The 15,698-nt window shown below is 44.2% G+C and carries 13 protein-coding genes; 5 read left to right on the forward strand and 8 right to left on the reverse strand.

Features of this window, described 5'->3' with window-relative positions; genetic code table 11:
• Positions 1–377 precede the first annotated feature (377 nt).
• The 5 genes from IRJ18_RS04885 to IRJ18_RS04905 all read left to right on the forward strand — a co-directional run bounded on the left by IRJ18_RS04885 (position 378) and on the right by IRJ18_RS04905 (position 4,723).
• Complete coding sequence (locus IRJ18_RS04885) at positions 378–1,040, forward strand: hypothetical protein (RefSeq protein WP_194105079.1); 663 nt, start codon at positions 378–380, stop codon at positions 1,038–1,040.
• Positions 1,041–1,116: 76 nt separating this feature from the next.
• Positions 1,117–1,785, forward strand: coding sequence for a BON domain-containing protein (locus IRJ18_RS04890; RefSeq protein ID WP_194105080.1), 669 nt, complete (start codon positions 1,117–1,119; stop codon positions 1,783–1,785).
• Positions 1,786–1,846: 61 nt separating this feature from the next.
• On the forward strand, positions 1,847–2,683 hold the full coding sequence (locus tag IRJ18_RS04895) for a universal stress protein (protein ID WP_194105081.1): 837 nt from the start codon (positions 1,847–1,849) through the stop codon (positions 2,681–2,683).
• Positions 2,684–2,842: 159 nt separating this feature from the next.
• Entirely contained in the window at positions 2,843–3,694 is an 852-nt protein-coding gene (locus IRJ18_RS04900) for a universal stress protein (RefSeq protein WP_194105082.1), read from the forward strand.
• Positions 3,695–3,859: 165 nt separating this feature from the next.
• Positions 3,860–4,723 (forward strand): universal stress protein, encoded by an 864-nt coding sequence (locus tag IRJ18_RS04905; protein WP_194105083.1) that lies wholly within the window; start codon positions 3,860–3,862, stop codon positions 4,721–4,723.
• 45 nt (positions 4,724–4,768) lie between these two features.
• Here the strand turns inward: IRJ18_RS04905 and IRJ18_RS04910 are convergent, their stop codons facing one another.
• From IRJ18_RS04910 to IRJ18_RS04945, 8 genes are all read right to left on the reverse strand, one after another.
• A complete protein-coding gene (locus IRJ18_RS04910) occupies positions 4,769–5,875 on the reverse strand; it encodes a zinc-dependent alcohol dehydrogenase family protein (protein ID WP_228072555.1) in 1,107 nt (368 codons plus the stop codon).
• Positions 5,859–6,740 (reverse strand): universal stress protein, encoded by an 882-nt coding sequence (locus IRJ18_RS04915; RefSeq protein ID WP_194105084.1) that lies wholly within the window; start codon positions 6,738–6,740, stop codon positions 5,859–5,861. Before IRJ18_RS04915 ends, IRJ18_RS04910 begins: the two co-directional genes overlap by 17 nt.
• An 83-nt stretch (positions 6,741–6,823) precedes the next feature.
• Positions 6,824–9,382, reverse strand: coding sequence for a magnesium-translocating P-type ATPase (gene mgtA, locus IRJ18_RS04920; RefSeq protein WP_317174053.1), 2,559 nt, complete (start codon positions 9,380–9,382; stop codon positions 6,824–6,826).
• A 6-nt stretch (positions 9,383–9,388) separates the two neighbouring features.
• Entirely contained in the window at positions 9,389–10,204 is an 816-nt protein-coding gene (locus IRJ18_RS04925; RefSeq protein ID WP_194105085.1) for a hypothetical protein, read from the reverse strand.
• An 87-nt stretch (positions 10,205–10,291) separates the two neighbouring features.
• On the reverse strand, positions 10,292–11,938 hold the full coding sequence (gene glgP, locus IRJ18_RS04930) for an alpha-glucan family phosphorylase (protein WP_194105086.1): 1,647 nt from the start codon (positions 11,936–11,938) through the stop codon (positions 10,292–10,294).
• Positions 11,939–12,103 carry a hypothetical protein gene (locus IRJ18_RS04935; protein ID WP_194105087.1) on the reverse strand — a complete coding sequence of 55 codons (165 nt, stop codon included), beginning with the start codon at positions 12,101–12,103 and terminating at the stop codon, positions 11,939–11,941.
• Positions 12,100–14,490 carry a phosphoketolase family protein gene (locus tag IRJ18_RS04940; protein ID WP_194105088.1) on the reverse strand — a complete coding sequence of 797 codons (2,391 nt, stop codon included), beginning with the start codon at positions 14,488–14,490 and terminating at the stop codon, positions 12,100–12,102. The genes IRJ18_RS04935 and IRJ18_RS04940 overlap by 4 nt, the downstream gene beginning before the upstream one ends.
• Positions 14,487–15,683: an acetate/propionate family kinase gene (locus tag IRJ18_RS04945; protein WP_194105089.1), complete on the reverse strand. Its 1,197-nt coding sequence runs from the start codon at positions 15,681–15,683 to the stop codon at positions 14,487–14,489. Before IRJ18_RS04945 ends, IRJ18_RS04940 begins: the two co-directional genes overlap by 4 nt.
• Positions 15,684–15,698: the final 15 nt, after the last annotated feature.

Consider the following 15,698-nt stretch of genomic DNA (forward strand, 5'->3'; position numbering starts at 1 on the left):
TCCGGAAGAAGAAAAAGAAAAAGGCCTGGCTCAAAGTTATTATAGTCACTTATAAAATCTATACTTAGAAGCCCGTGTTTCACTGGGTTGGTATTTTAAACCACCGTACGCCCCACTGCCTGATTGGCCAAAAGGCTACGGGTAGACGAATTCTGCCGTATGGTAAATCACTGTTAAACAAAATCGGAGCCGGGTTCTCCGGCTCCGCAATGCAATTTGATTGCATCTGACCGAACAGGAATAAATTCCACTCATCGGTTAATCAAATTTAATTGACACTAAGCTAAATAAAGTGCTTGCTATCAGGCATTTCGATGATCTTCGTCACCATTTTTATTAATTATCCTCCTGATCTTAGATAATTATTATTTAATAAGATGAAAACGACAATTGCTTCGCGCAAATTTACAATTACAGGGGGCTTATTAACTATCATGCTAATTCTATTAATTGTAGGTGTATCCCTAAAATGCTTAACCAGGCAAAGTGATTTTGCAATGGGCATTAGCAAGATAAATCACCAATTAAATCAAGTACATAGGGCTGCAATAACGGTTTACCAATTGGATATTGCCCGAATCCGGTATAGGCGAACCGGTTTAAACATATTCAGGTTGGCGTTTCAACAGATCGGCGATAGCTTGTCCACGCAAATAAAGGAACTTCATTATTTAACAAAAGATGATAGTATTGAAAAAGCATGCGTCGTATCGGTTTCAATGGGGATCAAGGATCTTCAGGGATATTGGTTGTCGCCCGCTAACTATACTGAAAAGCCCGGCGGGAAGAACAAACTTCGTGTTGCAATGGAGGAAGAAACAAAGATCGCTGGGATCCAGTCAGATTTGAATACCATAAGCCAGGGTTATACACACCGTTTCAACAATTTATTCCTGGTCAATCAGAAAACGATGAAGCAAACACAGCAAGTGATTATTTTCACAGCTGCATTGATTCTATTGATACTGCTGTGTATGCTTATGATGCAGCGCGTAATGTTAAAAAAAATGAAAACTGACGAAGATCAGCCGGTGCCGTGACTTGTATCATAGCTTACAAGCTGCAATTACTGTTATTTTGATTAACAAATAATACAAACCTTTAACATTAAATGTCATGAAAACAGACCTTGAAATTCAAAAAGATGTAATGGATGAACTGAAATGGCAACCATTTTTACATGCTGCAGAAATTGGCGTAGCGGTAAAGAACGGAATTGTAACGCTTTCCGGCCAGGTGGACAATTATGGAAAAAAAATAACGGCTGAAAACGCAGCTAAAAAGGTAGCCGGTGTTAAAGCAGTAGCTGAAGATATACAGGTTGGGATATCCCCTGCATATCTTAAAACCGACGCCGAAATTGCCGAAGCGGTAGTCGATGCTTTGAGATGGCATACCGCTATACCCGACGATCGCATAAAAGTGAAAGTAGAAGATGGCATTGTTAAGCTGGAAGGCGAAGTTGAATGGGAGTTCCAGCGTAATAGTGCAAAGACGGCCGTACAATACTTAACAGGAGTGCGTATGGTCAGCAACCTGATCACCGTAAGGCCAAAACTTAACGCCAATGACCTGGAACATAAAATTAGTGCTGCATTTCATCGCAGTGCCACAATTGATGCGCAAAAGGTAAAAGTGAGTGTCGTTGATAATAAAGCGATTCTAACCGGTAAAGTGCGATCATTTGCGGAAAAAGAAGAAGCGGAAAGTGCCGTTTGGGCTGCCCCGGGAGTGTTTAGCCTGGAAAGTAGACTACAAATAGAAGAGCCCGAATTGGTTTTTTAACATCCTAATTCATAAGCAGCTGCTATATGGCAGCTGCATTAATTACGTTGAACATTTTAAAATGAAAAAGATTAGCGCGGCCTTTGATGGCCTGAAATTTTCAAAAGCAACGCTGGACTATGCGATCGATCTGACCAAACACAGTCAAGCTATATTAACCGGAGTTTTTCTAGAAGACTTTCTTTATCATAGTTTTAACTTGTATGATATGGTTGGCAGTGAGGGCATTTCATCAACGAAATTAAAACGCCTGATGGACAAAGATAAAGTGAAAAGACAGGATGCCGTACAGCTATTTAAAAAGGCTTGTAGTGAAAAGAAAGTTAACTACATTGTGCATCAGGACGAAAGCTTCGCTATTAATGATTTGCTAAAAGAAAGCATTTATGGAGATTTGGTGCTAATTGGCGCGCAGGAAACGATGAACCACTTCCAACAGGATAAACCTACACCGTTTGTAAAAGATTTGCTGGCCAGCTCGCAATGTCCGGTACTGGTAGTACCTGGCATTTACCGGCCAATCGACCGGGTTACCTTATTGTACGATGGCCGCCCATCTTCAGTATATGCCATTAAAATGTTCAATTATCTGTTCCCCTGGTTAAGCAAGACCCCGGTTGAAGTAGTATTTGCTCAGGATGATGATAAGTCAACGAAGTTGCCCGATGAGTTGTTATTCAAAGAACTCATCGCCTGCTATTACCCGCAGGTAAACTACAAAATTCTGAAAGGCGAACCCGAAAAAGCACTACTTAGTCATCTACAGAACTTATCATCGAACAATGTGGTAGTTATGGGGGCATACAGCAGGGGGACTGTTTCCAGGATGTTCAGTGCAAGTATGGCTAATCGGTTAATGGAAGCACTGGATGTGCCGATGTTCATAGCTCACAAATAATGCTGCGGCCAAATTTGGGTTCAGGGTTACCTGAAGTTTATTATCCGGTAATATTGTCGAAACCGATTGGGTTATAAGTGATCAGAATCATCCCAATCAGTGATAACGGGCAGTATTCGCCTGCCGCCTTTTACTGAATTTTACTTAAAAATTTAAGACATGAAAACATTCCTGATTGCTACTGATTTTTCTGCAAACGCCCGTTTTACAGCGGCTTATGGTTATAGTTTGGCACAACAGATCAAAGCCCGGGTAGTGCTTTGCCATGCTATGAATGTTCCGGCAGAGATACCTCAAAGTGGGGCCATAGCCTGGCCGATGGATGTTTATGATGATCTGACACAGGACAGCAATGATGAACTTGCCAAATTAAAAAGCCGTCTGATTTCAGAGGGAGATATCAAGGCTTATCAACCGGAAGTTTCTTGTGTACACGAAGCCGGTTTTGTAGCTGATGTACTAAATGCCGAAGCTGCTAAATTTCGGGCGGACATGATTATTATCGGCATGCATGGCAATGACGCATTTGGTACCTGGATGATCGGGAACCATAGTCGCAAACTTATAGAGGCGGCCATTACTCCACTATTATTAGTCCCGGCTGGAACTATGCCTAAACCCATTAAACGGATAGCCTTTGGAAGTGATTTTAAACAGCCTGATAAAGATATTAAAACGATTAGCGAACTGGTAGATATTGCTCAAGCACTTGATGCTGAATTGATCCTGACACATATAGAACAACCTAACGCTGATGCACAATACACTGCGATTGTCAAGCAGTTGTTAATGGAGTTGATCGGTAAAAGTAGTCATGGGAAGGTAAGTTATAAAGTGGTTAAAAGTGACCATGTAGAACATGGTTTGAATTGGTTGGTACAGCACGCCCATATTGATATCCTGGCAGTAGTGCATCGCGATCATAACTTTTTTGATCAACTGGTCAACGGGAGCCACACGCAGAAAGCCGCTAAAGTAGTTACCGCCCCATTACTGGTATTTAAAAATTAGAGTAACCAACATACAATACGCAACAAAATAAGGACAGATAACAAGAGCCTGATTTGCATTTTAACTGCAAAAGCGTTGCTAAATATCATTTTATATCGTAATCGAAATCATGTTCCATTATTTGTAAATGAGCCACATTTGTAATATCATCAAAAGCTTAACCTCATGAAAAAGATCTTAGCACTTACGGACTTTAGTGATAACGCGCAAAAAGCTGCGCAGGCCGCTGTAACTATCGCCGGCAAATTACATGCTAATATTATCCTGCTGAACACGTTTGTCAGCCAGCCTGCATTGTCGGAATATGGTGGGAGTCCCTGGTCAGTGGAACAATTGCTTTGGGCGGACGAAGGAAAGGAAAAACTTGCGTTTTTAAAGGAAGATTTACAAGAATCAATTCAACAATTGCAAGCAGGCAACTATTACCCAAGCATTGATGACCGACAAGAGGTTGGCAGCGTGAGTGAACAGGTTAAAGAGTTACTGCAAACGGAAAAGATTGAAATGATTGTTATAGGTGGACGAAACGGCACAGCCTGGGAGCATCTATTGATGGGCAGTGATACCAACGCAGTTATCAATCATACTGATCGGCCTGTATTGATCGTGCCAGCAAGCCAACCGTTGAAGAAACTGAAGAAAGTTACCCTGGCCTCAGATTTTGGTGAGGCAGACCTCAACGCTGTTCATTATTTGACCAGGCTTGGACGAGTCTTCGATTTGGTAATTGAGATAGTACACGTGACTTTATATGGTGAAGAAGCGATGTCTGCCATTCAAAAGGCGAACTTTAAGAAACATGTGGCTAAATATAACTATCCGGCGATCACTTATCAGGAAATTATTGGGAAGGATCTTGTTAACAGGCTTAATCACCTGTGCGAAGAAGAAGGTACTGATTTGTTAGCCTTAGTACATGACCGGCATAGCTTTTTAAACCGCTTGTTCAAACAAAATAATGCAGAAACATTAATGAAAGACCAGGCATTACCAGTGCTGATTATTCCCGCGGGCATAAGCGATAAGTAACTTCCCAAAATCAACCTTAAGGCGGCGGTTTTTACTGCCGTTTTTTTATTCCATAACCAACACTGCAGCGCCATTTATTTTGCCTTTACGTAACTGGTCCAGGGCCTCGTTGGCTTCCGAAAGTTTAAAATATGTTGTTTGCGTTTTGATCGGCGACAACTGGATCTGTTTTAAAAACGCACTTCCATCTTCACGAGTGAGGTTGGCCACCGATTGCACTGACCGTTCACCCCATAATAGGTCATAAGAGAACGCAGGAATGGTACTCATGTGAATTCCTCCGCAAATTACCTGGCCTGCTTTATCAATATCTTTTAGTGCCTTAGGTACCAGTTCACCCGCCGGAGCCAGGATGATAGCCGCATCCAATTTTTCAGGCGGGTCCTCACGGCTACTGCCGGCCCAGCCCGCGCCCATTTTGATAGCGAAGAGCTGGCCTTTTGTATCGCCATCCCGGGTGAAAGCAAATACTTGTTTATGCTGGGCCTTAGCTACCTGGGTAAGGATATGTGCCGCTGCTCCAAATCCATAAAGTCCGATATTTTGTGCCTCTGGCCTTATCATACGATACGACCGAAAGCCAATCAGCCCGGCGCAAAGCAGCGGCGCGGCCGCAGCGTCTTGATAACCTTCGGGCATCGGGAAACAAAAACGGGCATCTGCGACCATATATTCTGCGTAACCACCATCTAATGTGTACCCGGTAAATAGCCCGTTTTCGCATAAATTTTCACGCTCCGACCGGCAGAACTTGCATTCTCCGCAGGTATAACCCAACCAGGGCACACCAACAATATCACCCGATCGAAAACCACTGGTTTTAGCACCCACTAGGGTTACCCGTCCAATAACTTCATGCCCGGGAACAAGTGGTAATTTAGGCTGGGTTAATTCACCATCGATCACATGCAAGTCGGTACGGCAAACACCGCATGCAATTACCTTGATCTGTAATTGAGTTGGCGCAGGTAATGGTATCTGCACCATCTGATGTTTTAGAGGTCGGCCCGGTTGCTCCAGCACCATCGCGTTCATCTTACCTTCCATGTCGTTATTTATTATCCAGCATAAGGTAAATAACCAGGTGCGGGTAATTGTTGAGAAATATTTACAAAGGTGGAATCCGCTTACATACTCAGAAATAAACATCATGGGTGTCGGGGGGAAATACCAATAAAGGGATATGGATATATTTAGCCACGCGTTGCGTGTAACTTCCATTAATTAGTTTTTCCAATACCGGATGAGTGCGGTGTACCATAGCCAGCATGTCTATCATGCCATGCTTAACCAGCCAGTGTAGCCCATGATCGACATCCATGCTTTGAACATGGCGATAATAAATATTGGGATAATCTGCTTTACAGGTTACCTCATTCAGGAATTCGTCTACTTGCTGGCGATGTTCGGCCGGATCGTACTTTGAATCGGTTATGTGCGCTATAAGGATTTCCGCGTTAAAGGGCCGGGCTAAACTGGTTAAGGAATGGATAATATCGATATCTGTTTTACTAAGGTCGGTAGCGAATGCTATTTTGTTCAGTTTATTCGGCATCGGTTTAGCTGGCACCAGCAATACCGGGAATGTGGCTTTTTCAAGCAGGTCCCGACTGGCACTGCCTAATAAAAAGCGGTGCATTAACCCGCTGCCCGACATCCCCATTACCGTTAAAGGGGCATGATGTTGATCGACCAGGTTCCTGATGGTAGTGGTCACATCACCCAATTCTGTTATCCCAGTTATCCGTGATTGATAGACAGGGGGGTAGACTTCCTTTTTTACTTCATGTTCCAGTTTGTGGCGTAACAGATCCAGCTCATGATTGGTCTCTAGCTTGATCTCTTCATAATCTTCCAGCGGCCAGGCCGCCTGGACAGCCACCCTTGTTTCAGCAGGAACCTTGAAAGCATGCGTCAAAAGCAGATCGGCTTGCAGGTGCTGGGATAAAAACAGGGCATAACCGGCGGCGTTTTCCGCAGCAGGTGAGAAATCTGTAGGGACCAGTATCGTTTTCATTTGCTGATTGATTTTAAGCAAATTTCGATTTTAAAAGGCACACAGAATATGACGCAGGTCACTGGTAAACTTGAGATAAGGCATTAGGCATGTTTTGTTTTTATTAGCCTGTGAAGTAAGTTGCGGTAAAACCATTTTTTAATCAATTCTGCCGAAATGATATAACCGCAAATAATCGCCATCGTCCAGACATAAAACACAAATGGTAGCCTGGTAAAATCAAACCAAAGCATCAGTGGCGTAACGGGTATAACCAATACGATGGCTAATATGAATAATGTCGCCATCGACAGGTATTTACCAGGTAAACTTTTGAAAAAAGCCAGCGGGGTACGAACAACTAAAACAATAAGCATGGCAGATATAACCGACTCTGTAAACCAACCGGTTTGAAAAAACTGTTCATTAGCGTGGAATATCAGCAGCAATATACCAAACGTCAGATAGTCAAAAATGGAACTCAATAACCCAAAGGTGATCATAAACCGGCGGATAAATCCCATATCCCAGCGTTGCGGTGATTGTATCTGAACGTCATCTACCTTGTCGGTCGCTATCGCCATTTCCGGAAAGTCCGTTAAAAGATTGGTTAACAATACCTGCTTTGGCAATAGTGGCAAGAACGGTAAGAACAGCGAAGCACCCGCCATACTGAACATATTACCAAAATTGGCACTGGTTGCCATAAAAATGTATTTCATGGTATTGGCAAATGTCTTACACCCCTCCAAAATACCATCCACCAATACATGAAGTCCCTGTTCCAGTAATACAATATCCGCAGCTTCCTTGGCCACATCAACCGCGGTGTTAACGGATATACCTACATCGGCCGCATGCAAAGCTGGTGCATCATTAATGCCATCGCCGATAAAGCCCACCACGTGTCCTGCTTTTTTTAATAACCTAATTATTCGTTCTTTTTGATTAGGCTCCACTTCAGCGAAGATATCAGTGAGGGGTGCGGCATGCAGTAAAGCGGCGTTACTCATTTGTTGCATCTGTTCACCAGTTAATATTTTAGGGTTTGAGAGACCGATCTGCTTAGCCAGACTTTTAGCGATCAACGCGTTATCACCGGTTATGACTTTTAACATAACTCCCAGTTGCGACAATTGCGAGATAGTAGTTGCGATACCTGGTTTCAAAGGGTCGAAAAACGTGATAAAGCCCATAAAGATCATATTCCTTTCGTCATCCCTGGTTATTAAATTACCGTCCGGCATTGGTTTATAGGCAAGGCCCAGCGTGCGGCTGCCAGCTTCACTCAACTTCTGGTATTGCTTCAATAGGGAAGCTCTGCTCTCGGTAGTAATATTTACTATCGCTTCATCAGTTTCCACATGGGTGCAGATGGACAAAACAGCATTTAAGGAACCCTTGGTTATCGCCAGGCATTGCCCTTCCTGTAGTACCTGGATGGTTAATCGTTTACGAATAAAATCATATGGCAGTTCGGCCTGTACTTTAGGCAAACTTTCCGGCTTTTTACAAGCACTGGATATCGCTTCATCTATGGGGTTACGATAACCTTGTTGCAGAAAAGCATTTAACCAGGCATAATGCAACACCTTTGCGCTGTGTTTCCCTGAGCAATTGATCGTCTCTTTCAAAGTTACCTTTCCAGCAGTTATAGTCCCTGTTTTATCAGAACAAAGGATGTCCATACTGCCGAAATTTTCAATTGATGAAAGCCGTTTAACAATTACTCGTTTTTGAGCCATTTTGCGGGCACCGGCTGCTAAATTCACGCTAATAATGGCAGGTAACAACTGCGGAGTTAAGCCTACGGCCAAAGCCAGCGAGAACATAAAAGAATCAAGCACCGGCTTGTGCAACCACACATTCAGTCCAAAAATCACGATCACCAATATTAAGGTGAGCTCCATTAACAGGTATCCAAATTTACGGATGCCCCGTTCGAAATCTGTTTCAGGTGCACGGTTTTGCAAATCAGCTGATATCTTGCCGAATTCTGTAGCCATGCCTGTATTGATAACCAGTGCTGCAGCTTTTCCACTAATTACATGGGCTCCCATAAACAAAGAATTTGATCTTTTAGCCAGCGTGGTATGTATAGGTAAAACACAGCATCTTTTTTCCACTGGGAAAGTTTCGCCCGTAAAGGCGGCTTCATCAACAAAAAGCGCTTCTGATGAAAGCAACAGACTATCGCCTGGTATGATATCCCCGGCAGATAGTTGCACAATATCACCCGGTACTACTTCTTTCGCTGAAATTTTGTTAAGTTTTCCCGATCTTAAAACGTCACAGTTAAGTTGCACCAGTTTTAATAAATGACTGACCGCGTTTGTGGCACCTTTTTCCTGAAAAAATCCCAGCAAGCTACTAAGCAGAATGATGGCTAAAATAATGACAGTATCAGCCACGTCACCAAGGCTTGCAGACAATAAAGCCGCACCAATAAGCAACAGTGTAATGGGGCTTTTAAATTGGGAAAGGAATAAAACAAGTACTGAGGTAGTGTTAGTAGCTTTCAGGGTGTTAACTCCATATTTTTTTAACCTTGAAGCAGCTTCCTTATTTGACAGGCCGGTAGCCGCCGAACTGCCTAATTTATTTAAAGCCAAGGGGGTGTCCCAGTGCCAAAATGCCTCCCGGACGGCCATTTCTTTTTTCACAATTTATCAATAAGGAAATAGCAGAAGTGGTATCCATAAATAGGGCGGCAGTTGATGTGTCAGGTAATCGCCTATGATTTCTTTAAAATGAAACCGGTGATTGATAAGGGCAAGCATATCATTGTGCATACCATTGATAATTACATCAACCGCTTTAATAATGTCCTTTTCCTTAATATTATTAAAGCCGGGCTTTTTGTAATTCATTTTACTGGTAATATTGTCTGCAAAAAATTGACATCCATAATTTTCTTCGATAGGGGGCAACCCTTTAGCGGATAAATGTGCGACTGAAAATGATGCATGTAGCGGTTCTGCCAATTCTGCCAGGTACCGCACTATACTCAAACGGCAGTAGCGCAGATCGGCTATATAGGTCAGGCGTTCGATAGGCTTCAACTCCAATTGCTCCGGCACGATCAATAAAGGACAGCGTAATTTATTTAAAAGGCTTTGAAGATTCAATTTACAAGCGCTGGCCGACATTATGCCGATGCCGTAAACAACCATCCAGACATTTTTTGTATTGGCGAGTTCCGCCAACTGTGCAGCATCGGCATTAGGCATTTCAATTGTTTTTAAGCCGGGGCTATGGCCGGTTATGGACTGGTCTAACCCGTTAAGCGTTTCCAGTAAACGATTTTTTACAATCGGTAACTGGGTGCAATTCCCAGCCATTACTTTCAAAGAAACGGATGCTCTTATCTTGCAGGTTTCAATAAGCTGTATATCAGCTTCCATTTTTTTCGCGGTTATGTAAGCCAGCTTTGCCGCATGGACTGCGGCTGAAGAGCCATCGTTAATTACAACAATTGTTTTCATGGGTCACGGTTTAAATTGTCCATGATAAAGTTCGCAAGCATACTTGTCAAAAAACATGACCGCAGTCACGAGATAAGTTGTTTTTGATCAGTTATATAAGTCATTATAATATTGACATGCTAAACGATCACTGCCAAATGCGGGCATTATATCAGAAAAGGCTGAACGGACGATGGTAATCCAGTCGCTCTGCCTTTCATAATACATGGGTAAAACGTGGTGGTTCAATATTTCCAGCAGGGCTTTGTTTTCAAGCTTATCTTTTTCCATTACAGAGAATTCATCAGAAGCGGGCGTTATCAAAAAGCAATTCTCGGCGTTCCTGGCAAACTCTGGAACCCAGCCATCAGGAATGGTCAAATTTACCGCACCATTCATTGCTGCAGTCATTCCGCTGGTGCCGGAAGCTTCGTGATACATCCGGGGATTATTGAGCCAAACATCGGCACCTTGCTTCAGCATTGCTGAAAGCTGTAGTTCATACCCAGTCAGCACCGCGCAATTGGGGAGTGCCGCCGTTCGGTTGATGATTTGGTTAAACAGCGCTATCGCACCATCGTCTTCAGGATAGGGTTTTCCAGCCCAGATGATTTGTACAGGATAATCAGGATTGTTGACCAGGTTGAGGAACCCGGGCCAATCATACATTAACAGGTCGGCACGCTTATAACCCGCAAAGCGACGCGCCCAAACAATGGTTAGCACATCTTCCCTGAATAGTTTTCCGCACTGGTCCGCTACTACTTTGAAGAGGGCCCTTTTTAATTCCTTTTTACGGAGAACCAGATGTTCAGATTGACCATCGGCAATTGCCTGACTGATTTCAGCATCCATCCAATATCGGGGATTCTGAGCATTGGTAATCGCTATTATCTCACAAACACCGGTGTTTCCGGCCCACATTTGCCGTGCCACCCGGCCATGCATTTGGGAAACGGCATTGGCTTTACGGGCAAATTTTAAAGCGGTAAGCGTGTAATTAAAATTGTCTCCATCGATATTTAATAAAGCTTTTACTTCGGCGGTCCTCAAATGATAGAAGAACGACATTTCCTGCAGCAGATCAAAGCTGTGCGCTTCATTTCCGGCCATTTCCGGCGTATGTGTGGTAAAGACAACCCGTTTTTTAATTTCTGCCAGATTCTTAAACTTGTCGTACAGGTAAAAGTTTGGCGCTACCGAATGCCCCTCATTCATGTGATATACATCAGGTGTTAAACCTAAAATGTCTAATAGCATGGCACCGCCGATACCTAAAACGATGTTCTGAGCAATACGGGTAGATTCGTTAGGGTCATACAATCGATGGGTGATCGTCTGCGAGAGGTAATCGTTTTCGGGGATATCGGTACTTAATAAAAACACGGGCGCACAGCCAAACACTTCGGGTTTCAACAAATAAGCTTTCACATGTACCGGCGCATTATGCACAGTGACCGTAAATATGATGCCTGTATTCGTTAAAAACGAGTAGTCTTTCTCAATAAAAGCACAGGCCATATGGTTAGTGCCATTTCTTACCTGATCGTAATAGCCATACTTCCACAGTATGCCAATGCCAACCAGGTTTTGCTTCATTTCAAAGGCACTGCGCAAATGCGAACCAGCAAGGAAACCTAAGCCACCGGCATACGTTTTAAGTGCCTGATCAATAGCAAACTCCATAGAGAAATAGGCCACTGACGTTTTGTATTTGCCATCAGGGATATAACCAAAAACTTCTGCTCGGTCCATTTATTTTCCCGGTTGGATTTTGTTTATTTCAATCAGTAACTTTGGAGGTATGGGGCGGCAGCCACAGTTTTCGTGATGTTCCAGATGCCAGGCGATCCGTTGTTCCAATGAGGCGTTTTTTGGCATCACATGCGCCAGGTGCCAGTCTTTATTAAACTTTTTCATACTTCTTCAGGCAAATCGAGCAGGTGATGTTCTACAGTCCATTTCCAGTTTTTGATTTCGAGCATATCATCCAAATGCGTACAGATATATTGGTGGTGGTAGGCTAACTTATCCTCGCAGTGATCAATGAACATTTCAGCACACTGGTGGATCAACGGCACCCTTTTAACCGCTTCCATAGCCAAATGGTAACGGCTCATTTGGTTAAGCACAACCATATCAAAAGGGGTTGTGGTGGTACCCTCTTCCATGTAACCTCTCACATGAAAACGTGAAGGGTTTGGTCTGCCATGCACCAGGTCATGAATGATGCGGACATAGCCATGGAAAGCAAAAATGACAGGAGCACTATCAGTAAACAATTCGCTGAATAATTCGTCGCTCATCCCGTGCGGGTGATAAGCTTGCGGTGATAGCGCCATCAGGTCTATTACATTTACAACCCGTACTTTTAATTGTGGCAGGTGCCGTTTTAATTGCCAGGCAGCTGCAACAGTTTCCAAAGTAGGCACGTCGCCGGCACAGGCCAGCACCACATCAGGTGCATCGTGTTTAGCCGTTCCTGCCCATTTCCAATCGGAGGCGCCCTGCGCGCAATGTTTCACAGCGTCTTCCATGTTCAGCCACTGCAACTCCGGCTGCTTTCCGGCTACGATAACATTGATATAATCTTTGCTGCGGAAGCAGTGATCCATAACCGATAACAGCGTATTGGCATCAGGTGGTAAATAAATACGTGCTACGGCGCTTTTTTTGTTAATTACAGTATCAATAAACCCCGGCCCCTGATGGCTGTAACCATTATTATCCTGCCGCCATACATGCGAGGTTAGCAAATAATTTAAAGAAGCCACCGGCTTACGCCAGGGCAATTCGCGGGAGGTTTTTAGCCATTTAGCATGTTGGCTTACCATGGAATCTACAATAGTTACAAAAGCTTCATAGCAAGGAAAAAGGCCATGCCGGCCTGTTAACAGGTAACCTTCCAGCCAGCCTTCACACAAATGCTCGCTCAACACTTCCATCACACGGCCATCCTTGGTAAGTTTATCATCGCCCGAAAGAGTAGTTTCCATAGTGCAGCGCTCCGTAACTTCAAACACAGCTTCCAGGCGGTTTGAGGTGGTTTCATCCGGGCAGAACAGACGGAAGTTATGCGCATCCTTGTTAAGCGTAAAAATATCCCGCAGATATTTTCCTAAGTTCCGGGTACTTTCTGCTTCAATGGTACCGGGTTTGCCTATTGTCAGTTCGTATTTTTTAAAGTCGGGAAGTATAATGTCTGTCAACAGTAAACCGCCATTAGCCTGTGCAACAGCGCCCATGCGCTTCTTTCCTTTAGGTGCCAGCACAGCTAATTCGGGGATTAGCTTTCCTTGTCCATCAAAAAGATCTTCAGGATGGTAGCTGCGCATCCAATCTTCCAGCAATTTCAATTTTTCAGGGTCTTCTTTTACCCCTGTTAACGGAACCTGGTGTGAACGGAAGGTGCCTTCAATCGGCACACCTTTCCACGCTTTTGGCCCTGTCCAGCCTTTGGGGGTTCGCAGAATAATTACCGGCCATAAAAAAGGGTAGGGTAAGCCTGTTGTACGGGCTGCCTGCTGAATGTTTTTGATTTTTTCGTAAGCGGCATCTAATGTTTGGGCCATTTGTGTATGTACCGCCATAGGGTCATCGCCTTCTACAAAATAGGTTTCATAGCCGTGTCCCAGGAACAGACAGGTAAGTGATTCATCGCTCATCCGCGAGAGTACAGTTGGCCCGGATATTTTATAGCCATTAAGATGAAGAATAGGGAGTACCGCCCCGTCACGAGCCGGGTTTAAAAATGCAATGGATTTCCAGCTGCCTTCCAGCGGGCCGGTTTCGGCTTCACCATCGCCAACTACACAGGCAACCAAAAGATCAGGGTTATCAAAAGCAGCACCAAATGCGTGTACCAGGGAGTAACCCAATTCCCCGCCCTCGTTAATTGAACCGGGTGTATTTGCACCAACATGGCTGGGAATACCGCCCGGCGTAGAGAACTGGCGGAATAAGTGGCGCATGCCATGTTCATTTTCCGCTACTTTAGGATAAATCTCACTATAGGTGCCTTCCAAATAAGTATGTGCAATAATGGCCGGCGCGCCGTGGCCTGGCCCGCAAACATAAAGCACATTAGCATCGGTGTTTTTTATCAGGCGGTTGAGATGTACATAAACCAGGTTCAGCCCCGGGGAAGTACCCCAATGGCCAAGCAGGCGGGGTTTAATGTCTGCCGCTCTTAGCGGTTCTTTTAACAACGGGTTTTCCTGCAGATAGATCTGGCCGGCGGCCAGGTAATTTGCAGCCTGCCAGTAGGCATGGATATGTTTCAGTTCTTTTTTTGTTAGCGTGCTCATGATATGAATGATTTACTAATAAGTGTTTGTGTGTGTTTGGCCATCACAGCGGCTTCGTCGGTAGCCATTACCCGTACGGTTACTGTACTATTTTTTTTTGAAATAATACGGTGTCCTTTGTTGTTCAGGCGCTTGTTGATCCGGATGCCTAAAAACGCCATATCCTGGCAAATGTATTCCCTGATCACTGCAGAATTTTCACCGATACCTCCGGTGAAAACAAGGATATCTAAACCACCCATAGCCGCGGCTAAAGCACCGATGGATCTTTTAATTTGATAACAAAAGGTGGTTATTGCTTCCGCTGCCTTTTGGTCCCGGGCTTGGTTAAGCACCAGCGTTTCCATATCACTGTATCCGGCGATAGCTTTTAAGCCCGAGTCGCGACTGAGTAAATCATCCAGTTCTTTTGTCGACAGTTTGCCTTTATTCAAAAGGAAAAGCAGAACCCCCGGATCAAGGTCGCCTGACCGGGTGCCCATCACCAATCCCCCCATCGGGCTTAAGCCCATGGTGGTATCTACGCTTCGTCCATTTTTTATCGCTACCATGCTGGCGCCATTGCCTAAATGGGCGATTACGACTTTCTTTTTTAACACTCCGGGGCTTTTTGTGATCAGCTTTCCCATTATGTATTCGTACGACAAACCATGAAACCCATATCGCTGAAGCCCCTGCTCCTGATATTTTGCAGGTAGCGGATAATGTTTAGCATAGGCGGGCATGTCTTTATGGAAATAGGTATCGAAACAGGCCACCTGAACGGCATCGGGGAACCCGGCTTGGAAGGCTTTTATAACTTCCAATGCTATCGGAATATGGTTGGGCGCGAGATAAGTAAATTGGTGAATTTGCTTTAATAGTTGCGGAGTAATAATTTCTGGTTCCCGATGGTTTGGACCTCCCTGCACCAACCGATGAGCAATTGCTGATATAGGATAACGTGTACGCTGTCCATGCAGCCAACTGATTAGTTCCTTGATACCGGGCAGAACGCCGGAATGAGCCAACGGATGATTTGCCAAAAACTCATTGTGGTGATCCTGTACAATGAAATGGTTTTCATCAGATGAATTGGGCTTGACCGAACCGTGTAAAGCCATCAGTAGATTATCTTTCTGGTAAAGACCAAATTTAAGACTGGAAGAGCCGCTGTTTACAGCTAAAATATATTGAGCGCACGCCGTTGACATAATACGAAAGTACCT

Origin of the sequence: Mucilaginibacter boryungensis (assembly GCF_015221995.1) — a bacterium.
Taxonomy (GTDB): domain Bacteria; phylum Bacteroidota; class Bacteroidia; order Sphingobacteriales; family Sphingobacteriaceae; genus Mucilaginibacter; species Mucilaginibacter boryungensis.